20 protein-coding genes are annotated in these 21,865 nt (G+C 68.0%); 1 reads left to right on the forward strand and 19 read right to left on the reverse strand.

Translation table 11 applies throughout. The annotated features are described in order from the left end of the window. Positions 1-5: 5 nt before the first annotated feature. From pyrF to pyrR, 7 genes are read right to left on the reverse strand one after another with little or no spacing between them, the layout of a single operon-like run. Complete coding sequence (gene pyrF / locus LK10_RS06075; protein WP_081998317.1) at positions 6-887, reverse strand: orotidine-5'-phosphate decarboxylase; 882 nt, start codon at positions 885-887, stop codon at positions 6-8. Beyond that, entirely contained in the window at positions 880-4,227 is a 3,348-nt protein-coding gene (carB, locus tag LK10_RS06080; RefSeq protein ID WP_052207017.1) for a carbamoyl-phosphate synthase large subunit, read from the reverse strand. Before carB ends, pyrF begins: the two co-directional genes overlap by 8 nt. Next, positions 4,227-5,423 (reverse strand): glutamine-hydrolyzing carbamoyl-phosphate synthase small subunit, encoded by a 1,197-nt coding sequence (gene carA / locus LK10_RS06085; protein ID WP_043121163.1) that lies wholly within the window; start codon positions 5,421-5,423, stop codon positions 4,227-4,229. Before carA ends, carB begins: the two co-directional genes overlap by 1 nt. A gap of 3 nt (positions 5,424-5,426) precedes the next feature. Beyond that, positions 5,427-5,960, reverse strand: a complete 534-nt coding sequence (locus LK10_RS06090; RefSeq protein WP_043121164.1) for a PH-like domain-containing protein — start codon at positions 5,958-5,960, stop codon at positions 5,427-5,429. After that, entirely contained in the window at positions 5,957-7,321 is a 1,365-nt protein-coding gene (locus tag LK10_RS06095; RefSeq protein ID WP_043121167.1) for a dihydroorotase, read from the reverse strand. The genes LK10_RS06090 and LK10_RS06095 overlap by 4 nt, the downstream gene beginning before the upstream one ends. Further along, positions 7,318-8,289, reverse strand: coding sequence for an aspartate carbamoyltransferase catalytic subunit (locus tag LK10_RS06100; RefSeq protein ID WP_043121170.1), 972 nt, complete (start codon positions 8,287-8,289; stop codon positions 7,318-7,320). Before LK10_RS06100 ends, LK10_RS06095 begins: the two co-directional genes overlap by 4 nt. Beyond that, entirely contained in the window at positions 8,286-8,939 is a 654-nt protein-coding gene (gene pyrR / locus LK10_RS06105; protein ID WP_052207018.1) for a bifunctional pyr operon transcriptional regulator/uracil phosphoribosyltransferase PyrR, read from the reverse strand. The genes LK10_RS06100 and pyrR overlap by 4 nt, the downstream gene beginning before the upstream one ends. A 163-nt stretch (positions 8,940-9,102) precedes the next feature. On the opposite strand from pyrR, the gene LK10_RS06110 reads away from it, so the two are divergent. Then, the gene (locus LK10_RS06110) at positions 9,103-10,281 is read left to right on the forward strand and encodes a PrsW family intramembrane metalloprotease (RefSeq protein WP_043121172.1); all 1,179 of its coding nucleotides are present in this window, start codon (positions 9,103-9,105) and stop codon (positions 10,279-10,281) included. A gap of 33 nt (positions 10,282-10,314) precedes the next feature. On the opposite strand, the gene nusB is transcribed toward LK10_RS06110, so the two are convergent. The 12 genes from nusB to LK10_RS06170 all read right to left on the reverse strand — a co-directional run bounded on the left by nusB (position 10,315) and on the right by LK10_RS06170 (position 21,712). After that, entirely contained in the window at positions 10,315-10,725 is a 411-nt protein-coding gene (gene nusB, locus LK10_RS06115; protein ID WP_043121177.1) for a transcription antitermination factor NusB, read from the reverse strand. After that, entirely contained in the window at positions 10,725-11,288 is a 564-nt protein-coding gene (gene efp / locus LK10_RS06120) for an elongation factor P (protein ID WP_043121181.1), read from the reverse strand. The genes nusB and efp overlap by 1 nt, the downstream gene beginning before the upstream one ends. Positions 11,289-11,363: 75 nt before the next feature. Continuing rightward, positions 11,364-11,876 carry a tetratricopeptide repeat protein gene (locus LK10_RS06125; RefSeq protein WP_043121183.1) on the reverse strand — a complete coding sequence of 171 codons (513 nt, stop codon included), beginning with the start codon at positions 11,874-11,876 and terminating at the stop codon, positions 11,364-11,366. Next, positions 11,873-12,976, reverse strand: a complete 1,104-nt coding sequence (gene aroB / locus LK10_RS06130) for a 3-dehydroquinate synthase (protein ID WP_043121456.1) — start codon at positions 12,974-12,976, stop codon at positions 11,873-11,875. The genes LK10_RS06125 and aroB overlap by 4 nt, the downstream gene beginning before the upstream one ends. A gap of 1 nt (position 12,977) precedes the next feature. Next, positions 12,978-13,547 (reverse strand): shikimate kinase, encoded by a 570-nt coding sequence (locus LK10_RS06135; protein WP_081998318.1) that lies wholly within the window; start codon positions 13,545-13,547, stop codon positions 12,978-12,980. Continuing rightward, a complete protein-coding gene (gene aroC / locus LK10_RS06140) occupies positions 13,544-14,743 on the reverse strand; it encodes a chorismate synthase (RefSeq protein WP_043121186.1) in 1,200 nt (399 codons plus the stop codon). The genes LK10_RS06135 and aroC overlap by 4 nt, the downstream gene beginning before the upstream one ends. A 26-nt stretch (positions 14,744-14,769) precedes the next feature. After that, complete coding sequence (locus tag LK10_RS06145; RefSeq protein ID WP_043121189.1) at positions 14,770-15,645, reverse strand: shikimate dehydrogenase family protein; 876 nt, start codon at positions 15,643-15,645, stop codon at positions 14,770-14,772. After that, positions 15,642-17,573: an endolytic transglycosylase MltG gene (gene mltG / locus LK10_RS22555; RefSeq protein ID WP_231567637.1), complete on the reverse strand. Its 1,932-nt coding sequence runs from the start codon at positions 17,571-17,573 to the stop codon at positions 15,642-15,644. Before mltG ends, LK10_RS06145 begins: the two co-directional genes overlap by 4 nt. A gap of 86 nt (positions 17,574-17,659) precedes the next feature. Further along, complete coding sequence (ruvX, locus tag LK10_RS06155; protein WP_052207020.1) at positions 17,660-18,220, reverse strand: Holliday junction resolvase RuvX; 561 nt, start codon at positions 18,218-18,220, stop codon at positions 17,660-17,662. A 9-nt stretch (positions 18,221-18,229) separates the two neighbouring features. Beyond that, entirely contained in the window at positions 18,230-20,920 is a 2,691-nt protein-coding gene (alaS, locus tag LK10_RS06160) for an alanine--tRNA ligase (protein ID WP_043121192.1), read from the reverse strand. A gap of 127 nt (positions 20,921-21,047) precedes the next feature. Then, positions 21,048-21,260, reverse strand: a complete 213-nt coding sequence (locus LK10_RS06165; protein ID WP_043121195.1) for a hypothetical protein — start codon at positions 21,258-21,260, stop codon at positions 21,048-21,050. A 71-nt stretch (positions 21,261-21,331) separates the two neighbouring features. Beyond that, positions 21,332-21,712, reverse strand: a complete 381-nt coding sequence (locus tag LK10_RS06170; protein ID WP_043121196.1) for a DUF948 domain-containing protein — start codon at positions 21,710-21,712, stop codon at positions 21,332-21,334. Positions 21,713-21,865 lie beyond the last annotated feature (153 nt).

A 21,865-nucleotide genomic window follows, 5' to 3' on the forward strand; every position in this document is an offset into this window, starting at 1 on the left:
TCAGCTCAAGCCAGGTCGGCGAGAGTCCGTTCAGCCCGTTCGCGGAGACCGGAGCGGGATGGGCCGCCCGCGAGGATCTCCCGGCTGGATGTCCCCAGGACGCGAGGGGCGGCCGCCCCGAACGTCGCACGAAGGACGGCGCCCGTCGCTCCCTGAGCGCCGAGCCCCGGCGCGAGGATGGGACCGCCCATCGCGGCCAGGTCGAGGCCGAGCCGCACGACGGCGTCTCCGACCGTCGCGCCGACCACGAGGCCCACGCTGCCGAACGGCTCGCCCGCATAGCGCGTGTTTTCCGCACCCGCTGCCTCACAGACGGTTTTGGCGACGGAGTGCTCGCCTCCCGTGTGCTGGATCGACGCTCCCTCCGGATTGGATGTCAGGGCGAGAACGAAGACCCCGCGCCCAGTCGCCGCGGCTGCGTCGAGGGCAGGCCTGAGGGACTCGAACCCGAGGTAGGGACTCAGCGTCACGGCATCGGCCGCAAGCGGAGAGCCTTCCCCGAGCCAGGCGTCGGAGTATGCCGCCATCGTCGAGCCGATGTCCCCGCGCTTGGCGTCCGCGATCGTCAGGACGCCGGCTTCCGCCGAGACCTCGAGGACGTCCTCAAGGACAGCGAGGCCGGCCGAGCCGTGGCGCTCGTAAAGCGCCACCTGCGGCTTGACGGCCGCGGCCAAATCCCCGACTGCCTCGACGACGGCGAGGGAGAAGCGACGCAGCCCCTCGGCGTCGTCCGAAAGACCCCACGCCGACAGGAGCGACGGGTGCGGGTCGATACCCACGCACAATGGGCCTCGCGCGCCCATCGCAGAGGCGAGCCGCGCGCCGAAGGGCGCGCGGCTCGCCGCACGGCTCAGAGTCTGCTCCGCTCCGCGGCCCAGCTCAGACACCCGCGGGCTCCGCGGCGGTCGCGTCCGTTCCTGTGGTCTCCGTCTCCCGGAGCTGTGAAGCGTGCTCCTGGAGGCTCGTGACGGTCCACTCGAACTGCCGCATGGCCTCGATCGCGAGCACCGCGAAGTTGAACTCGGCGACGGTCGTGATGCACGGCTTGCCGTTCGAGGTCGCCGCGGCGCGGATCTCATAGCCGTCGCCACGGGCGTCTCCCCCGGACGGCGTGTTGAACACCATGTCTATCTGGCCGTCGTTGATGAGGTCGACGATCGTGCCCTGACCGCCGTCCACGCCCGCCGGCCCGGGGCCCTCTCCGACCTTCCGGACGACCGTGGCCTGGATGCCGTTGCGCCGGAGCAGGGCAGCCGTCCCGCCCGTCGAATAGATCTCGAAGCCGAGGTCGGCGAGCTTCTTGACGCCCAGGATCACCGAACGCTTGTCGCGGTTCGCCACCGAGACGAAGGCTCGGCCAGAAGTCGGCAGGGCGTTGTTCGCGCCGGCTTGGCTCTTGGCGAAGGCGGTGTCGAAGTGCTTGTCGATGCCCATGACCTCGCCGGTTGACCGCATCTCGGGACCCAACAGGCTGTCGACGACCGTCCCTTCGGGGGTGCGGAAGCGGCTGAAGGGCAGGACAGCTTCCTTGACTGCGACGGCAGCGTTCGGGTTGATTGCCCCACCGTCGCCGGTCTCGGGGAGCATGTGGTACGCGGAGCGCAACTGGTGGATCGAGACTCCTGTCCCGATGAGGGCTGCTGCCTTCGCCATCTGGACGCCCGTGGCCTTCGAGACGAACGGGACGGTCCGGGACGCCCGGGGGTTGGCCTCGAGCACGTACAGCACGTCTGCCGCGAGGGCGAACTGGATATTGATGAGCCCGCGCACCCCCACGCCCTCGGCGATGGCAGCTGTCGCCTCGCGCACCCGCTCAAGGACGTCTTCCCCGAGAGTGACGGGCGGCAGGACGCATGCGGAGTCGCCCGAGTGGATTCCTGCCTCCTCGATGTGCTCCATGATGCCGCCGAGGTAGAGTTCGCGGCCGTCGTAGAGCGCATCGACGTCGATCTCGACAGCATCCTCGAGGAAGCGGTCGATCAGGACCGGGTGGTCCGGAGTAATCTCCGTCGCGTTCTCGATGTACCGGTGCAGGTTCGCCTCGTCGTAGACGATCTCCATGCCGCGGCCGCCCAGCACGTAGGAAGGACGTACGAGCACCGGGTAGCCGATCTCGTCCGCGATCCGCTTGGCCTCGTCGAACGACACCGCTGTGCCGTTCTTCGGCGAGACGAGCCCCGCGTCGTCGAGCACCTTGGCGAAGGCGCCGCGGTGCTCGGCGAGGTCGATCGCCTCGGGTGACGTACCGAGGATCGGCACCCCGGCGTCCGCGAGCTGCTGGGCGAGCTTGAGCGGGGTCTGGCCGCCGAGCTGGACGAAGACACCCATGACGCCGCCCGTGCGATCCTCTGCCGCGATGACCTCGAGCACGTCCTCGAGCGTGAGGGGCTCGAAGTAGAGGCGGGTCGAGATGTCGTAGTCGGTCGAGACCGTCTCGGGGTTGCAGTTCACCATGACGGTCTCGTAGCCGGCCTTGCGCAGGGCCATCGAGGCATGGACGCACGAGTAGTCGAACTCGATGCCCTGCCCGATGCGGTTGGGGCCGGAGCCGAGGATCACGATCGACGGCTTGGAATGGAGGCCGACCTCGTCCTCCTCGTCGTAGGACGAGTAGTGGTACGGCGTGTAGGCGGCGAACTCAGCGGCACACGTGTCGACGGTCTTGTAGACCGGGCGCACGCCGAGCGCCTGGCGGACCCCGCGCACGACGTCCTCGGAGTGGTGGGTGAGGGCGCCGATCTGCTCGTCGGAGAACCCATGGCGCTTCGCGAGCCGCAGGACGTCCTCGGTCAGCGCGGGAGCGGCCTTGATCTCTGCCGCAATCTCGTTGAGCAGCTGGAGCTGGTCGAGGAACCACGGGTCGATCGACGTCGCTTCGTACAGCTCCTCGATGCTCGCCCCTCCGAGCAGCGCACGCTGGACCTGCTTGAGGCGATCCGTTGTCGGCCGCTTCGCCTGCTGGACGAGCTCGGCCACCTCGTATTCGGGCACCGGCGAGAAGTCGAGCTGCGCACCGCGCTGCTCGAGCGAGCGGAGCGCCTTCTGGAGAGCCTCCGTGAAGTTGCGCCCGAGGGCCATTGCCTCGCCCACGCTCTTCATCGTCGTGGTGAGGGTCGGGTCTGCAGCAGGGAACTTCTCGAACGCAAACCGCGGCACCTTGACGACGACGTAGTCGAGCGTCGGCTCGAAGCTCGCCGGCGTCTTCTGGGTGATGTCGTTCGGGATCTCGTCGAGTGTGTAGCCGAGGGAGAGCTTGGTGGCGATTTTTGCGATCGCGAAGCCAGTGGCCTTCGATGCGAGCGCCGAGGAGCGCGAGACGCGCGGGTTCATCTCGATGACGATGACGCGCCCGGTCTTCGGGTCGACTGCGAACTGGATGTTGCAGCCACCCGTGTCCACGCCGACCTCGCGGATCACCGCGATCGCGACGTCGCGGAGCTTCTGGTACTCGCGGTCGGTCAGGGTCAGGGCCGGAGCGACCGTGATCGAGTCGCCCGTGTGGACGCCGACGGGGTCGAAGTTCTCGATCGAGCACACGACGACGACATTGTCGTTCTTGTCGCGCATCATCTCGAGCTCGTACTCTTTCCAGCCGAGGATGCTCTCCTCGAGGAGCACCTCGGTGGTCGGGCTGTACAGCAGGCCTTGGCCGACGATCCGGCGCAGATCCTCTTCCGTGTACGCGAAGCCCGAACCGAGGCCGCCCATCGTGAACGACGGTCGCACCACGAGCGGGTAGCCGAGCCACTCGGCCGCCTTGAGAGCCTCGTCGATCGTGTGCACGATCTGGCTGCGCGCGGATTCCGCGCCGCAGCGCTCGACGACGCCCTTGAACTTCTCGCGGTCCTCACCGAGCTCGATTGCCTCGATGTTGGCTCCGATGAGCTCGACGCCGTACTTCGTCAGCACGCCGTTCTTGTCGAGGGCGATTGCAGTGTTGAGCGCGGTCTGGCCCCCCAGAGTCGGGAGGATCGCGTCCGGGCGCTCCTTCGCGATGATCTTCTCGACCACCTCGGGGGTGATGGGCTCGACGTAGGTCGCGTCGGCGAACTCGGGATCTGTCATGATCGTCGCAGGGTTCGAGTTGACGAGGATCACCCGCAGGCCCTCGTCCTTGAGCACGCGGAGCGCCTGCGTCCCGGAGTAGTCGAACTCGGCAGCCTGGCCGATGACGATCGGGCCGGAACCAATGACGAGGACGCTCTTGAGGTCTGTACGCTTCGGCATTACTTCGCTTCCTCGCTCTGAGAGGTCTTCTGGCTGTCCATGAGATCGATGAACCTGTCGAACAGGTAGGCGGCGTCATGGGGGCCTGCCGCCGCTTCGGGGTGGTATTGGACCGAGAAGGCGGGAATGTCGAGGCAGGCAAGGCCTTCGACAACCTGGTCATTGAGGCTCACATGGCTCACCTCGACGCGCCCGTAGCGCTCCTCGGGCGCTGGGGTCGGCCCATCGAGAGGGGCGTCAACCGCAAAGCCATGGTTCTGGGACGTGATCTCGACCTTGCCAGTCCGACGGTCCAGGACCGGCTGGTTGATCCCCCGGTGGCCGTACCGGAGCTTGTAGGTGCCGAAGCCAAGTGCCCGGCCGAGGATCTGGTTGCCGAAGCAGATGCCGAAGTAGGGGATCTTCTCGTCCAGCACCGAACGGAGCAGCGCAACCTGCCCATCAGCCGTGGCGGGGTCACCGGGGCCGTTCGACATGAAGAATCCGTCAGGGCCGACAGCCTTGACGTCATCGAGCGTCGAGCTCGCAGGCAGGACGTGAACCCGCACGCCGCGCTCGGCGAAGCGGTGCGGCGTCATCGACTTGATGCCGAGGTCGACGGCGGCAATGGTGAAGCGCGGTTCGCCCTCCCAACCGTGGTCGCCGGGCTCCACGGTGTAGGACTCGTCCACGCTCACCTCTTCGGCGAGACGCGAGCCCTCCATCGGCGCGCTCCCGAGCACCTCGTCGAGCAGCTCCTTGTCGCTGCGCTCGGCGTCCGAGCCGGAGAAGATCCCGGCCCGCATTGTCCGGTGCTCCCGGAGGTGCCGAGTGATAGCACGCGTGTCGACGCCCTGGATGCCGACGACGCCCTGCCGCGCGAGTTCCTCGTCGAGGCTGCCCTCCGAGCGCCAGTTCGACGGGCGGCGCGCGGCGTCGCGGACGACGTAGCCCGCGACCCAGATGCGGCGCGATTCGGGATCTTCGGTGTTGACGCCTGTGTTGCCAATGTGGGGCGCCGTCTGCACGACGATCTGGCGATCGTAGGAGGGATCGGTGAGCGTCTCCTGGTACCCGGTCATGCCGGTCGCGAAGACCGCTTCGCCGAGGGTCGTGCCCACCGCGCCGTAGCTGCGACCGCGGAACATGCGCCCGTCCTCAAGCACCAGCACAGCGGGCGTGTTGTGGTTGGCCGCCCCGTTCGTCACATCAGTCACTGTTCACTCTTCTTCCTGGTCTGCTGGCGCGCTGCCGTCCCGGCGTCCCGCACTCATGAGATCTTCGATCGCTGCCACGAGGGCAGCCTTGTCTTCTGGTCGTCGGGTCCGGAACCCCGTGTCCAAGGCCTTGTCGCCGAGCCGCCACTCGAGCACCACAAGGCCGTTGCGCTCGACGAACTTCCCGGCCATCCCGCTGCCGAGCCGGACCTCCGCGAGATCCCCGGCGGGGACCCACAGCGGGCCGGATCCCGCTCGGTCGAAGAGGACCCCGCCGTCGCACACCACGGCGTCGGCACGCGTTCGGATCCCGAGTCCATGGACCGCAATCCGGTCGAGCCAGTCTCCCGCCGCCGTCGTCGTGACGTATTGCCCCTCGGCCCGGAAGCGCAGGCCGCCGGGATCGTCCGGGAAGGGAATCGGCGAGGGCACGTCGGCCTGTCGGCGCCTGCGTGCGCGCCAGCCCAAGGAGACGAGCAGCACGAGAAGCCCGACGAAGATGACCGACGTGACAAACGTCAGGAGGTGATCGCTCACTGCGCCACCACTGGGGCTGCCTGCGGATGCGGGGCGTTGAGCGCCCCGTCGAGGACCGTCGGATGCCCACGGAAGAACGTCGCAACGACCCGCCCTGGCAGCTCGCGGCCCACGAACGGGGAGTTCCGCCCCTTCGTCGCCTGTCTCGAGGGATCAACCGTCCACCGTGCGGACGGATCCACGAGGGTGATGTTCGCAGCCTCGCCCTCCGCGAGAGGCCGCCCCTGATCCGCAACACGCCCGATCTTCGAAGGGACGACCGACATCGCCTCGGCGACCCGTGCCCAATCCATGAGGCCGCTCTCGACCATCGTGTGCTGCACGACCGAAAGCGCTGTTTCGAGGCCGGTCATGCCCATCGCCGCCTGCGCCCACTCGCATTCCTTGTGCTCGCTCGGGTGTGGGGCGTGGTCGGTGCCGACGACGTCGATCGTGCCATCGGCGAGGGCCTCCCGGAGCGCCTCCACGTCCTCCTGTGTGCGGAGGGGCGGATTCACCTTGTAAACAGGGTCGTAGCTTCGCACGAGCTCGTCCGTGAGCCACAGGTGGTGGGGCGTGACCTCGGCGGTGACCGAGATGCCACGCGACTTCGCCCACCGGATGATCTCGACCGATCCTGCCGTCGAGACATGGCACACGTGGAGGCGCGATCCGACGTGCTGCGCAAGAAGGACGTCCCGCGCGATGATGCTCTCCTCCGCGACTGCCGGCCAGCCCGGAAGACCGAGCACCGCCGAGACGACGCCTTCGTTCATCTGGGCGCCCGCTGTGAGGCGCGGCTCCTGCGCGTGCTGGGCCACGACGCCGTCGAACGCCTTGACGTACTCGAGCGCGCGCCGCATGAGCACGGGATCGTGGACGCACATTCCGTCGTCCGAGAACATCCGGACCTGCGCGGCCGAGCTCGCCATGGCCCCGATCTCCGCCAGCTGCTCGCCGGCAAGGCCGACGGTCACTGCCCCGACGGGGCGGACGTCCACCCACCCTGCCCTGCGGCCAAGGCTGTGGACCTGTTCGACGACGCCCGCCGTATCCGCCACTGGGCTGCTGTTGGCCATCGCATGGACGGCGGTGTAGCCGCCGAGCGCCGCGGCCCGCGACCCGGTCTCGACGGTCTCTGCGTCCTCCCGTCCCGGTTCGCGCAGGTGAGTGTGCACGTCAACCAGGCCCGGAAGCGCGACGAGCCCTTCGGCGTCGACCACCGTCGCTCCAGGCGCGCCTGCAATGCTGCCGACCTGGGCGATGCGTCCGTCTTCGACGAGGAGGTCGACTCGCTCGCGTCCTAGCAGTGACGCCCCGCGGAGAAGGTAGCGGGCGCTGCTCGAGGCTGAGGCGCCTGAGGCGTTGGTCGGAGTGGTCATCGGGCAGACTCCTTCGCGGACATGAGCAGATACAGGACAGCCATTCGCACCGAGACTCCGTTGGCAACCTGGCGCAGCACCTGCGAGCGGTCGGAGTCGGCGGCCGTCGACGAGATTTCGAGGCCTCGGACCATCGGCCCGGGGTGGAGGATCACCGTGTCCTTGAATGCGGGCGTGTCGAAGCGGTCGAACCTCTCGTCCCCGAGCCCCCAAAGCCGCGAGTACTCGGCAGTCGAAGGGAAGTACGAGGCGTTCATCCGCTCGGCCTGGACGCGGAGCATCATGACGGCGTCCGGTGCCTGATCGAGCGCCGCGTCGAGGTCGTAGCTCACTGCACACGGCCAGTGCTCGACGCCGATCGGCAGGAGGGTGGGCGGCGCGACGAGGGTCACACGCGCACCGAGCGTCGTGAGAAGCCACACGTTCGACCGCGCAACGCGCGAGTGCAGGATGTCGCCCACGATGACGACGTGGGCACCCGCGAGATCGGCGCCGGCGGACGGCGTCCCTGCGACGCGCGCAAGGTGGCGCCTGAGCGTGAAGGCATCGAGCAGGGCTTGGGTCGGGTGCTCGTGGGTGCCGTCGCCCGCATTGACCACCGCGGCCTGGATCCAGTCCGTCACCGCGAGCCGATGGGGCGCGCCCGCGGCGGAATGGCGGATGACGACGGCGTCGGCGCCGATCGCCTCAAGCGTCTGCGCAGTGTCCTTGAGCGACTCGCCCTTGGAGACCGAGGAGCCCTTGGCCGCGAAGTTGATGACGTCGGCCGAGAGCCGCTTGGCCGCAGCCTCGAACGAGATCCGCGTGCGCGTCGAATCCTCGAAGAAGAGGTTGACGACCGTCCGGCCCCGCAGCGCAGGGAGCTTGCGGACCTCCCGGTCATTGACCGCAGCCATCTCCTCGGCGGTGTCGAGGATGCCGATGGCATCGCCGGGCGTGAGGTCACGAGTTGAGAGGAGGTGTTTCATCGGGTTCGCTCCTCCGTCTCGGCGCCCGCAGGGGACTCGATCGCCACGTGGTCCTCGAGGAAGCTCGCATCGGCGGGACCGTCGGTTTCGGCAAGCCGCACCCGTACCTTCTCCGCGGCAGAGGTGGGCAGATTCTTGCCCACATGGTCCGCTCGGATCGGCAGCTCCCGGTGCCCCCGGTCCACGAGGACGGCTAGCCGCACGATGCGCGGGCGGCCGAGGTCCACTAGCGCGTCGAGTGCCGCGCGGATCGTCCTCCCGGAGTACAGGACGTCGTCGACGAGGACGACGACCTTGTCATCGATCCCCTGAGCCGGGAGCCTCGTGGGAGAAGGTGGGCGCGTGGGCTGCCTGGAGAGGTCGTCGCGGAACATCGTGATGTCGAGCTGGCCGACGATCTGCTCAGCTGCGATGCTCGGATCCGCGGCGGCGAGCTTGCGCGCGAGCCTGACGGCCAGCGGGAAGCCGCGGCGGGGAATGCCGAGGAGGACAAGATCCTGAGGGCCCTTGTTGGCCTCGAGGATTTCATGCGCAATGCGCGTGAGGGCGCGATCGATATCCGCTGCGCTCAGGACGACGCGGCCCGAGAGCGCGTTCTGCGCTGGGGCTGCGGTCCGTGACGCTCCGTTGTCTGCTGCGGCTGTTGCCAAGGCAGACCCCTTTCCCCGCCTCACAGGACGGAATTAAAAAGGATGTGAAGGCTGAACCGCCTTCAAAGCTATCACAGGGCAGGGATGACCCAGCGGCCGATGTGGGCCACGGAACATTCCAACGCTCCCCCGCGCCCTAAGGGCCCCAAGCTAGCCTTGGGGCATGACGAGCAACGCGCCGTGGCCGCCGCCAGCCGGGCGCCCCGGACTTCCGCCGCAGGTCCTCTGGGATATGCCGGCCCCGCCACAGCCGCCCCGCCCGCGGAAGCCGGGCCTCACCGCACTCTTGCTGGCCGGCGGGGTCCTCGTCCTTGCAGGCCTGGCGCTCGTGGTGCCGTTCCTGCTTTCCTCGACCGGGACCGGCGGGCTCGCGATCGGCTTCGTGCTCTCCCTCGTGCCCTTGGCGATCGTTCTCGGCACGGTCGCATTCGTGGACCGCTGGGAGCCCGAGCCCAAGCGTCTGCTTGCGTTCGCACTTGCCTGGGGGTCCGTCGTCGCCGTCGCTACCACGACGCTTGCCCAGCCAGTCTTCATGGCTGTCTTCGCGCCGATGAACGCCGATCGTGATGCGACGCTGTCCTTCCTTGCGACTGTCGAGGCGCCGTTTGTCGAAGAGGTCTCAAAGGGGATCGGCCTGCTCGTGCTCTTCCTCGCCGCACGCAAGTACTTCGACGGTCCGGTCGACGGCATCGTCTACGGGATGACGATCGCTGCCGGCTTCGCCTTCACCGAGAACATCCTGTACTTCGGGAGGGCGTTTGCCAACGGAGGGGGCTCCGCGAGCGGGCTGGTCGTCGTGTTCATGCTGCGGGGCATCCTCTCGCCCTTCACGCATGCGATGTTCACGGGAACGCTTGGCGCCGCTCTCGGCTTCGCTGCCAGACGGTGGAACGCAGGCCTCGGCATCGTGGCCTTCGTCGTCGGGCTGATCCCCGCGATGTTCCTCCACCACTTGTGGAACAGCTCGGGCGACAGCTTCTTCTTCCTGTACGTCGCCGTCCAGATTCCGCTCTTCTGCGTTGCCGTCGCGGGGATCTACCTCCTCCGCCGCGCTGACGCCCGGCTGACGCACCGGCGGCTGACGGAGTACGCCGTCGCCGGTTGGTTCACCCCGCTCGAGGTCGACATGCTCGCGACGCCGCGAGGCAGGAGGGCCGGGATTCGCTGGGCGGCCTCCCGCGGGCGCGCACCCGCCATGCGACAGTTCATCCGCGTTGCCACCGAGCTGGCCTATAGCCGGCAGCGCGCCGTGAGCGGACGCGACCTCGCGGGCTATGCCCTCGCAGAGAAGGGCTACTTGGACGAAGCGGGCCGGCTCAGGCAGGCGATTGTCGCTCCCTGAACCGGCCCGCTTCGGCCTAGTACTGTGCCGCCCTCAGGCGAGCAGCGTCGGCTTGAGCGACTGGAGACGCCCGAGGAGCCCGTTCACGAATGCCGGAGAGTCGTCGGTGGACATCGTGCGCGCGAGCGCTACTGCCTCGCTCACCGCGACGCCGTCCGGAACCTCGTCGTTGAACAGCAACTCCCACGTGCCGATCCGCAGGATCACGCGATCGACGGCGGGCATCCGCTCAAGCGTCCAGCCTTGCGCGTAGGTGCGCAGGATCTCGTCGATCTGGCCCTGCTTCTCGACCACGCCCGAGACGATTTCCTCGGTGTACGGATTGATCTGCTGGTCCGTCCGCTCGCGGCGCCGCTGGATGACTTCAGAGGGCGCGACCGAGCGCTGCTCAGCCTCGAAGAGGATGTCGAGGGCCCGGCTTCGGGCCTTGCCGCGGGCGCTCACTAGTCGTTGACACGTCCCAGGTAGCTGCCGTCGCGCGTGTCGACCTTGACCTTGGTACCGGTTTCCAGGAATAGCGGAACCTGGATCTCGTATCCGGTCTCGAGCGTCGCCGGCTTCGTGCCAGCGGAGGAGCGGTCGCCCTGAAGGCCCGGCTCCGTGTACGTGATCTCGAGGGTCACGCTCGGCGGGAGCTCGATGTAGAGCGGAGCACCCTCGTTGAGCGCGATGAGCACATTCTGGTTCTCGAGCATGAAGTTCGCCGCGTCGCCCACGGCTTCAGCCGAGATGTGGATCTGGTCGTAGTCCTCCGTGTCCATGAACACGAAGTCGGTGCCGTCCTTGTAGAGGTACTGGTAGTCGCGCCGATCCACGGTCGCGGTGTCAATCTTCGCGCCAGCGTTGAACGTGCGGTCGACGACCTTGCCGGACGTGATGTTGCGCATCTTCGTGCGCACGAACGCGCCGCCCTTGCCCGGCTTGACGTGCTGGAACTCGATGATGTTCCACAGCTGGCCGTCAATCTTCAGCACGGTGCCGTTCTTGATGTCGTTGGTCGTTGCCACGTATCCCTCTCATGTCTGCGTGCTGGCGCCACTGAGACAGGGGCCAGCAGCACGCGCGGAAATCCGGGGTCTATTCTACGCGGTCGAGCCGAAACGCTCCTCGCGTGCCCTGCCGAGCGCAACTGTGCTCGTGTAGATGAGGCTCGCGTCCGCTGCCGCGGCGACGCGCAGCTCAAGGGCCTTCGCGAACGCGTCTTCGGCGGAGGCGTACTGGCCTCGAGTGAACTGGATCTTGCCGAGGTACTGCTGCACGGTCGCTTCTCGCGGGGTGCCTTTGACCTCGGTGAGGATCTGCCGGGCGCGCTCGAGCGCACGGTCATTGCGGTTCCCGAGGCGCAGCACGTCAAGCTCGAGCACCTTGAGCTGGAAGGATTCCGGATCGTGGTAGCGCGCTTCGACGATGAGCTCGGCCGCCTTGCTGACGTGGCCTCGGGCCAGTTCGACGACGGCGCGATCCTCGAGTGAACCGCTCTCCTCTAGCGCAGCCTCGCAACGCTCTTCGTCCACAACGACCGCGTTCAGCGTGTCGGGATCGACGGCGATGCCGGGGAAGCCCGCGTCGGGCCACTCGCGTCGGTCGATCATCATGCGGGGATTCCTTCGGCAATTTCCTGATAGGCGGCGAACAGCAGCGACGTGTCGGGAACGTCGAGGATTCCCGGCTTGGCGACGTCGTCGAGCACTACGAAGCGCAGGAGGTCACCGCGTGCCTTCTTGTCCCTCCGCATGCCGTCGAGCAGCGCTTGCCACCGGTCGCCACGATACGACGTTGGGAGGCCCAGGCCCTGCAGGATGTCGCGATGCCGATCGGCCACGCGGTCGTCCAGACGGCCTACGCTCCGGGCAAGTTCGGCTGCGAACATCATCCCCACGCTCACGGCCGCCCCGTGCCGCCACTGGTAGCGTTCCGCGAGCTCGATCGCGTGTCCGAGGGTGTGACCGTAGTTGAGGATCTCCCGCCGGCCGCTCTCCTTGAGGTCGGTTGAGACGACCTCGGCCTTGACGGCGATCGAGCGCTCGACGAGTTCGCGAAGCGTGGCCGAGGCCGGATCCGTGCTGCCTTCCGGGTCGTGCTCGATCAGGTCGAGGATCGCGGGGTCCGCGATGAAGCCGCACTTGACCACCTCCGCGAGCCCGGAGACGAGTTCGTTTCGGGGCAGCGTCGTGAGGGCGTCGAGATCCGCGAGCACTGCGGCAGGCGGGTGGAAGGCCCCGACGAGGTTCTTGCCCTCGGCCGTGTTGATGCCGGTCTTGCCTCCGACGGCGGCGTCGACCATCCCGAGCAGGCTCGTCGGAAGGTGGACCACTCGGACGCCGCGCAGCCAGGTGGCGGCGACGAAACCGCCGAGGTCGGTCACCGCTCCCCCGCCCACGGCGACGATTGCATCCGAACGGGTGAAGTCATTCTGGCCGAGCACTTGCCAGCAGAACGCCGCAACTTGGACGTGCTTGCCCTCCTCGGCGTCGGGAATCTCCGCCGTGAGCGCGGTGAAGCCATCGGACTCAAGGGACTCGCGGACGGCGTCGCCCGTTGCGCGGAGGGCACGCGGGTGGACCACGAGAACGCGCTTGACCCGCTCTCCGAGGATCGGCGCGAGGCGCGCGAGGAGCCCGTGTCCGACGACGACGTCATAGTTTTCGTGACGCTGGGAGCCTGTGACCTTGATGACGGTGTGGTCGCTGCTGATATCAGTGTCGGCGCTCACGCGTCAGCTCCTTCTGGAGGGGAATCAACTGGTCCGCGACCGTCTGAGCCACCTCATCCGCCGTTCCTCCGGCGGCATGGACCTTCAGGGTCGCTACTGTTTCGTAGACTGGCCGGCGCTGCTCCATGAGCTCACGCCAGCTCGCCTCGGCTTGGCCGTGGAGGAGCGGACGGTCCTCGCTCCCCACGAGTCGCGGCGCCACGTCTTCCCACGCCACCTCGAGGTACACGACGTGGTGGCCCGCGATGCGGTCACGCGTCTCCGGTCGGAGTACGGCGCCACCGCCGAGCGCCACGACAATCCCGTTCGGGTGCTCCTCGGCGAGGACGTCCGCGACGGCTCGGGCCTCCAGGTCGCGAAACGCGTCCTCGCCGAGACTGGCGAAGATCTCCGGGATGGGCCCGTGCTCGCGGACGATCCGCACATCGGTGTCCGCGAAATCGGCGCCTAGGATCCGCGCGAGCGCGAAGCCGACCGACGACTTGCCAGACGCCATGGGCCCCATGAGGACCACCGTTCGTCCGACAATCGGGTGCGCTGCGGCAGAGGTCATCGCGTGATCGAATCCATTTCGGCGGGAATGTTCTCAAGGAAGGACTCGAGATTGCGCTTGGTCTCGACGACGGAGTCCCCGCCGAACTTCTCGAGAACGGCCTGGGCGAGGACGAGGGCAACCATGGCCTCGGCAACCACGCCCGCAGCAGGTACGGCACACACGTCCGAACGCTGATGGTGGGCCTTCGCGGCCTCGCCCGTCGCGATGTCGATCGTGCCGAGCGCGCGAGGCACCGTTGCGATGGGCTTCATGGCAGCGCGCACGCGCAGCACGTCACCGATGCTCATGCCGCCCTCGATGCCGCCGGCGCGGTTAGTCGAACGCACGATCTTGCCGTAGGCGTCGCGGACGATCTCGTCATGGGCCCTCGAACCGCGACGTGCCGCAGTGCGGAAGCCGTCGCCGACCTCGACCCCCTTGATGGCCTGGATGCCCATGAGGGCGCCGGCGAGCCGCGCGTCGAGACGGCGGTCCCAATGCACGTAGCTCCCGAGGCCCGGCGGGAGGCCATAGGCGAGGACCTCGACGACGCCGCCGAGGGTCTCGCCTTCCTTGTGGGCAGCATCGACCTCGGCGACCATCGCCGTCGATGTCTCCGGATCGAAGCAGCGCAGCGGGTCGGCGTCGAGGGCATCGACGTCGGACGGCAGCGGAAGCGCGGCGTCCTCGGGTACGGCTACCGCGGCGATCTGGGTTGTGTGGCTCACGAGCTCGATCCCGAGCTGGCGGAGGAAGTTGGCGGCAACGGTCCCGAGCGCGACCCGGGCCGCGGTCTCCCTCGCCGACGCACGCTCGAGCACCGGACGCGCTTCCTCGAAGCCGTATTTCTGCATGCCCGTGAAGTCTGCGTGCCCCGGGCGCGGCCGCGTGAGGGGCGCATTCCGGGCGACCCCCTCGAGCACGTCCGGGTCAATCGGATCGGCCGACATGACCTGCTCCCACTTGGGCCACTCCGTGTTGCCCACTTGGATCGCGACGGGGCCGCCCTGAGTCAGTCCATGCCGAACGCCCCCGACGAGAGTCACCTCGTCCTGCTCGAACTTCATCCGGGCACCGCGGCCGTAGCCGAGGCGGCGGCGTGCGAGTGCTCGGCGTACGTCCTCACTCGTCAGCTCGACCCCTGCCGGAAGCCCCTCGACGATCCCAACGAGTGCCGGACCATGCGATTCCCCGGCGGTCAACCAACGCAACATGCCATCCATCCTGCCATGCGGCCCCGCTAGCGAGCTCGCTGCGGAAGGCCGACTGAGTTACACATCACATCTATGACGTCGAGGCTCCGTGCATCCTCGCGCCCCGTGAAGAGGACGATTTGCTCGACCGCCTGGTAGACAAGCATCTCGAGACCGTGCAGCACCCGACCGCCTCGCGCCTCCCACGTCTCCCCGAGCCGACTCGGCCACGGGTCGTAGGCGACGTCCAGCAATAGGCCGGCGCCGCCGTCGTCCGCAGAGCGGGAGGCCAGCTCGGCCGCCAGTGCGTCAGCAGCGCGCGGAGGAAGCGTGCTCACGACGACGTCGGCCGCCGCCAGCGCAGGCGCGCCCCCTGCGATTGCCTCGAGTTCGACGGCGAGACCGAGACGCTCGGCGAGGCCCACCGCCTCGCCTGCACGGGAGGGGTCACGGACAAGGAACTGGGCTGAGGCCGCGCCCAGCTCGGCGATGGCGGCCACCGCGGCGAGGGCCGTGTTGCCAGCGCCGACGATCACGGGAGCAACGGCACGAGTAACGCCTGCTTGGCGGAAGGCCTCGACGATTCCTGCCACATCCGTGTTGTGCCCGACGAGGCGAAGCGTCCCGGAAACCCTCTCGAAGGTGACCGTGTTGAGGACTCCGAGCAGGGCAGCGTTGCCTTCCAGCCGGTCCATCGAGCTCACGAGAGCCGCCTTGAGCGGCATCGTGACGGAAAGGCCGCACCAGCCGTCCTCGGAACGCACGCGCTGAACGAAGTCGGCGAGCTGTTCCGGCACCAGATCGTACGAACCGTAGTCGATGTCTTCGCCCAAGGCTTCATAAGCCGAGCTATGGAGCGAGGGCGAGCGTGAATGACCGATCGGATGGCCGAGGACGGCCGCCCGACGCCTGCCTGTGGTCACTGGCACTTCCCGGGGTTGGCGGTGCACCACTGCTGGTACTGGGCGACGTTGGCCTGGTGCTGAGCATAGGTCGAGGCGAACTTCGTCTCGCCCGAGTCCAGGTTCACCGTGACCCAGTACAGGTAGTTGTTCGGCGTCGGATGCGCCGCCGCCGCGACCGCCTTCGCCCCCGGAGAGCCGATCGGCCCCGGCGGCAGCCCCGGATGCACGTACGTGTTGTACGGATTGCCCGGATCCGCCTTCTGCGCGTCCGTGAGCTGGACAGTCTTGGTCCCCAGCCCGTACGTGACCGTCGCATCCGACTGGATCAGCCCGTTGGTCTGGTCGTTCGGCTTGAGCCGGTTGTAGATCGCCCCCGCCACATTGCCGTAGTCCGCCTGGCCGCCCTCGGCCTGGACGATGCTCGCCACGATCAGGTCCTGGTACTGCTTGGTCGGATCCGTGATCCCGTCGGCCTTGAGCTCGTCCACCGTGGTCGAGACCAGCTTCGCGATGATGTCCTTCGCCGGGGTCCCCACCGGGAACTTGTACTCCCCCGGGGCCAGGTAACCCTCGAGGCTCTTCGCCTGCGGCGGAAGGCCGAACTGCTGCGGCTGGCTGTTCAGCGCGTTCAGATCGTTCGGGTTCACCCCGGCAGCCTGCGCGATCGCAGCCAGCGAATCGCTGACCCGCATCCCCGCACTGAGCGCGAAATAGATCACCGGAGCAGTGTTCCCGGCCAGGATCTGCGCCGCATCCGAAGACTTCATCTGCTTCTTGAACGTGAAGTCGCCCGGATGGAGGCTCGCCCCGGTGGCGGCGAAGGCGTTGAGGAACGTGTCGGAGTCCGCGACGACGCCGTCCTGCTGCAGCTCGTCTGCGACCGCACGCGGCCCCGACCCCGGCTGCACCGTGATGGTGACCTGTCCGGAGCCGGGGCCCGGGTAGTCGCTCACCTTGTCCATGCCGAGCAATGGGCGCAGGACGGCCGCGCCGAGGAAGCACGCGCCGACGATGAGCGCCAGCGCAACCGTCATCGAGATGATGGCCTTGAACTGCCGCGAACGGCGCCGCGGCGCCTTGACCACTTCAGCCGAGGCGAAGACTGCCTCGTGCACTGTGGACTCTTCGGGGCCGACCGGCCCAGCCGACTGGGCAAGGAGCGCGTCAGCGGCAGCGACCACGTCTGGCTCAGCGACTGCTGTCCCGGTATCCGCAAGTGTCCCTGTATCTGCGAGCGAAACCGCGGGATCGGCAACCTCGACGCTCGACCCTGCTCGGTGTCGCAGCGCAGCATTCCGATGGCGCCCGTCGACGCCCTCCGCAGGCTCCGAGTCCCATACCGCGTTCCGGCTGAGGCCGGCCTCTGATCGGAGTGCAGAAGGATCCGCTTCCGTATCAGCGGCGGCTCGAACGGCTTCGGCGCGCTTGATGACGGACCGGGCTGAAACAGCTGTGGCCGCGAGACGCGGTCCTTGCGTCGCGACAGACGCCGGGCGCGGCTCTGTAGGCGAGTCGCTCGATTCCGGCGCCTCGCCGCGAGCGCTTGGAGCGCTCGGGTCTACGGCAGGCAGGAAGCGTGTGGTCTGGGCATCTTTGCCGCCGGCAGGGTTCGTTGGGCGCCGGAGTCCTCGAGCCAGGCGTTCTTCAGCCTCGTACACTGGCTCGCCCTTCACGGCGAGGTGGCTGGAGGAGGCGGGGACCGGTGCCGGCCAGTCCGCGAGCGTGCGCCCGGTCCGGGGGCGCGAGCGTGGAGCCGCCTCCCGCGAAGGGGTCGAGGCTGGGCGACCGTCGCCGTCTTCCTGTGCGGCGCCCGAGGACTGATCTACATCGGGGGTCTCGGCAGGCGGCACGGTCGACGCCGGGCGGTACGGAGACGCGGTGGGCCGCGACGACGACGCTGTGGCCGGATTCGGTCCGGACTGCTTCCGCTGCTGGGTCTCGGTCACTGCACGCTCCCGAGCCCTGAGCTCGCGGCGGGTCAGGGGCCGGTCAGACGTGGGCCGGGTGTCATGGTCCTGAGGGTCCATCCTGGCTACGCACTCCTGTTCGGGTCGTCTCGGCGGATCCCCCCACCGTGCTCCGCTCCGGGCGGCACAAGTTCTCCGGTTTCGCCACGGCTCCCCTTGAGCAGGTTCAGGGCATGCTCGAGGATGCCGACGGCGGCCACCTGATCCACTACTTTACGGTGGTCCCGAGTGGACAGGCCAGCCGAGCGCAGGTTGCGGTGCGCCTCGACAGTGCTGAACCTCTCATCGACGAGCCGGACCTCGCACGCTGAGCCGTCCGCAGCGAGGCGGTCCGCGAGCAGCCCAGCGAAGCTGCGAGCCATTTCCGCCGACGCGGATTCGGAACCGTTCAGGCGCCGCGGTAGCCCGACGAACACCTGGATGGCGCCTCGCTCGACGGCTTCATGCGCGACGAGCCCGATGTCGTGGTTGCTCTTCGGGTCCCGCGCCAAGGTCCGGACGGGACTGGCAAGAATCCCGTCCGGATCGCAGGCTGCGAGGCCCACGCGGACCATGCCGACATCGACGCCGAGGCGGACCCCGCGGCGGAACGCCGGGGTCTGCGGATCAGGGGTGCCGAGGGACATGTGCCTCCTTCAGTGAGCGGCCACGGCAGCTGCTACGGCGCTCAAGGCCTCAACAACCTTCGAAGCGTCCGTGCCGCCGCCCTGCGCCACATCATCCTTGCCGCCTCCGCCGCCCCCAAGGACGCCAGCGGCAGTCCGCACCAAGGCACCGGCCTTGACGCCGGACTCCCGAGCCGCTTCATTCGTCACGACGAGCACCACGGGGCGCCCGTTCGCGACCCCGGCCACAGCGACAGCGGCAGCCGGGGCGGACGCGCCCGTGCCCAGTCGCCCGCGAAGATCGAGCGCGAGTCCCCGCAGCTCGTCCGCAGAGCTGACCTCCCCGGCGTCGTGCGTGATGAGGCGCACTCCGGCGACGTCCTTCGCCGTGCCGACCAGGGCCGCGGCCGAAGCTGCCACCTTCTCCTTGCGGAGCCGCTCAAGTTCCTTTTCGGCGTTCTTGAGCTTGGCGAGGGTCGCACCGATGCGTTCCGTCAGCTGTGCCGAGGGGACCTTGAAGATCTCGGTGAGCTCGGACACGAGCGCTCGTTCCGCGGCCTGATGCCGGAAGGCATCGAGACCGACGAAGGCCTCGACGCGCCGGTTGCCCGAGCCCACCGACTGCTCGCCAAGCAGCGTGAGCGAGCCGATGAGCGCGGTGGAGTCAACGTGCGTACCACCGCACAGCTCCATCGACCACGGACCGTTGATCTCGACGACGCGGACGCGCGAGCCGTAGTTCTCGCCGAACAGGGCCATAGCTCCCGCAGCTTTGGCCTCAGCAAGCGGCATCTCCGACGTGTTCACGGTGAAGTTATCGCGGATGGCGAGGTTGGCGACCTCCTCGATCTCGCTCCGAGAAGCACCACTGAGCTGCTCGCCCCATGCGAAGTCGAACCGCAGATACCCGGCCTTGTTGAAGGATCCACGCTGCACGGCCTCCGGGCCGAGAATCTGACGCAGAGCCGCGTGGACGAGGTGGGTGGCGGTGTGCGCCTGCTCTGCAGCATGACGGCGTTCCCGGTCGACGGCGGTGCGCACGAGCGCATCCGAGGGCAGCTCGCCTTCGCGGACGATGCCCTTGTGCACGCTGAGTCCCTTGATCGGGCGCTGCACATCGAGTACCTCGACCACGAAGCCATCGCCGCTGATGAGTCCCGTGTCTGCAGCCTGGCCACCGGCCTCGGCGTAGAACGGCGTCTCTTCGAGGACAATCTCCACCTCCGAGCCCGACTCCGCACGGCTGACCTGTGAGCCGTGGGACAGGAGGCCTCGAATACGCGATTCCCCGTCGAGTTCGGTGTAGCCCGTGAAGACCGTTGGCCCCTCGGCGAGCAGCTCTTGGAAGGCGCTGAGATCGGCGTGGCCGCTCTTCTTCTCCTTCGCGTCGGCCCGTGCCCGCGTGCGCTGGTCCTCCATGAGGGAACGGAAACCGGCCTCGTCGACTGGGACTCCCGCTTCCTCGGCCATCTCGAGGGTCAGGTCGATCGGGAATCCATACGTGTCGTGCAGCGTGAACGCTTCCTCGCCCGAGAGCGCGGTTCCGGACGCCCGCGACAGCTTGACTGCCTCTTCGAGCCGCGTCGTGCCCGCAGCGATCGTCCGGAGGAACGCCTTCTCCTCGGCGTAGGCTATCCGGCTGATACGGTCGAAGTCCTTCTCGACCTGCGGGTAGACGCCCTTCATGGCGTCCCGCGAGGCGGGCAGCAGCTCTGGGAGGACGGGCTTCTCGACGCCGAGCAGCCGCATCGCGCGTACAGCTCGGCGGATGAGGCGCCGCAGCACGTAGCCGCGGCCCTCGTTCGAGGGAGTGACGCCGTCGGCGATGAGCATGAGCGCCGAGCGAACGTGGTCGGCGACGACCCGCATCCGCACGTCATCCGCATGGTGCGGGTCGTCCGCGGTCTCGGCGGAGGTGTACTCCCGGCCCGAGAGCTCCGAGGCCTTGTCGATCACGGGGCGCACCTGATCGGTCTCGTACATGTTCTCGACGCCCTGGAGGATCATCGCGAGGCGCTCCATGCCGAGGCCCGTGTCGATGTTCTTCTTGGGGAGCTCGCCGACGATGTCGAAGTCGACCTTGGAGCGCACATTCTCGATCTGGTACTGCATGAACACGAGGTTCCAGATCTCGATGTACCGGTTGTCGTCCACCGCTGGGCCGCCCTCAATCCCGTATGCGGGGCCGCGGTCATAGTAGATCTCGGAGCAGGGACCCGCGGGGCCAGGCTGGCCGGTCGACCAGTAATTGTCGCTCTTGCCCATCCGCTGAATGCGCTCGGGCGGAATGGACGTATGGGTGAGCCAGAGGCGCTCGGCCTCGTCGTCCTCTTCGTACACCGTGACCCAGAGACGCTCGGCTGGGAGGCCGTAGCCGCCGTCGTCCACGCTCTTGGTCAGCAGCTCGAACGCGAACTTGATCGCGTCTTCTTTGAAGTAGTCGCCGAAGGAGAAGTTGCCGCACATCTGGAAGAACGTGCCGTGGCGGGCGGTCTTTCCGACTTCTTCGATGTCACCCGTGCGGATGCACTTCTGGACGCTCGTGGCGCGCGGGTAAGGCGGCTCTTCCCGAGCCGTGAGGTAGGGGATGAAGGGGACCATGCCCGCCACCGTGAAGAGCAGCGAGGGATCGCTGGAGACGAGCGACGCCGAGGGCACCGCCGTGTGCCCCTTGCTGACGAAGTAGTCGACCCAGCGTCGAGTGATCTCGTGCGACTTCATGGCCTGTTGTTCAACCCTTCCGAAATTGTCCACACTGCTTCTCTACGGCCCCGTGTGGGCGCGGCGGGCGAACCGCCGCAACATTCCATTGTGCCCTGTACGGCCTCTTGGCCGCGAACGGACGCGCTCAGCCCTCGATGCCGAGGGCGCTGCGCAGCTCGGCTTCCCGCGCGGCCATCGCACGCCGGACGTCCTCGGCGAAGTGCGCCGCACTCTCCGCAACGCGGTTCGCGGCCCGGTTGAGGCCGCCGCCCGTTGGCTCACCGCGCAACTGCTGCACTGCCCGGTAAGCCACCACGCCGACGGCCGCCCCGAGGGAGAGCCAGATCAGACTCCTCATGCCATGCCCCGTTCGTTCTCCGGTGGTTCTGTACGCTGGTTCGCCACGCTGGTTAGCCCCGTGCCGAGGGCCTAGCGGCTTCGGCGGCCGGACGGCCTCGCCGTGCTGCCCCGTTGGGCCCACGCGGTCCGCACGCCGTAGGTGAAGGAAGCGACCTTGACCAACGGCGAGCCGACAGTCGCCGCCACGAGCGAGGAGAGGGCCGAGACGTTTGCGGTCGCGTCGGAGACGTTGGCCGCGATCCCGTCGACCTTCTTGAGCTGTTCGTGGGTCGTCGAGACCGTCGAGGTCACCTCGTCCATGAGCGGTGTGGCGCCGTCGGCGACCGTCCGGATCGATGCGCGCAGCTCGTCGAAGACGCGGCCGAGCTTGATGATCGGCACGGCGAGCAGTGCAACGAGCACAGCAAACACGCCGGCAGCGATGAGGCAGGCGATGTCGGCTCCGGACACAGGGTTCCTCCTTACGGGACAGCCAGCACGGCGTCCCTTGGCTACCATACAGGGGCCCCCGCGCCCTTCGGCTCACGAATTCTGCCCTCAGGTTGGCAGGGTTCGCGCCCTGCAAATTAGCGCTCTGCGAGGCTGACGGCGCAGGCCGGGGCA

The sequence above is a fragment of the Sinomonas humi genome (genome assembly GCF_000802235.1).
In the GTDB taxonomy this organism is placed as follows: domain Bacteria; phylum Actinomycetota; class Actinomycetes; order Actinomycetales; family Micrococcaceae; genus Sinomonas; species Sinomonas humi.

Bases quoted from the DNA above. Each gene is read 5' to 3' on its own strand.
- carB (WP_052207017.1), bottom strand. From the start codon at position 4,227: ATGCCGAAGCGTACAGACCTCAAGAGCGTCCTCGTCATTGGTTCCGGC.
- ruvX (WP_052207020.1), bottom strand. From the start codon at position 18,220: ATGTCCCTCGGCACCCCTGATCCGCAGACCCCGGCGTTCCGCCGCGGG.
- LK10_RS06135 (WP_081998318.1), bottom strand. From the start codon at position 13,547: ATGACCTCTGCCGCAGCGCACCCGATTGTCGGACGAACGGTGGTCCTC.
- LK10_RS06110 (WP_043121172.1), top strand. From the start codon at position 9,103: ATGACGAGCAACGCGCCGTGGCCGCCGCCAGCCGGGCGCCCCGGACTT.
- aroC (WP_043121186.1), bottom strand. From the start codon at position 14,743: ATGTTGCGTTGGTTGACCGCCGGGGAATCGCATGGTCCGGCACTCGTT.
- LK10_RS06100 (WP_043121170.1), bottom strand. From the start codon at position 8,289: ATGAAACACCTCCTCTCAACTCGTGACCTCACGCCCGGCGATGCCATC.
- LK10_RS06165 (WP_043121195.1), bottom strand. From the start codon at position 21,260: ATGAGGAGTCTGATCTGGCTCTCCCTCGGGGCGGCCGTCGGCGTGGTG.
- LK10_RS06095 (WP_043121167.1), bottom strand. From the start codon at position 7,321: ATGACCACTCCGACCAACGCCTCAGGCGCCTCAGCCTCGAGCAGCGCC.
- LK10_RS06125 (WP_043121183.1), bottom strand. From the start codon at position 11,876: ATGATGATCGACCGACGCGAGTGGCCCGACGCGGGCTTCCCCGGCATC.
- alaS (WP_043121192.1), bottom strand. From the start codon at position 20,920: ATGAAGTCGCACGAGATCACTCGACGCTGGGTCGACTACTTCGTCAGC.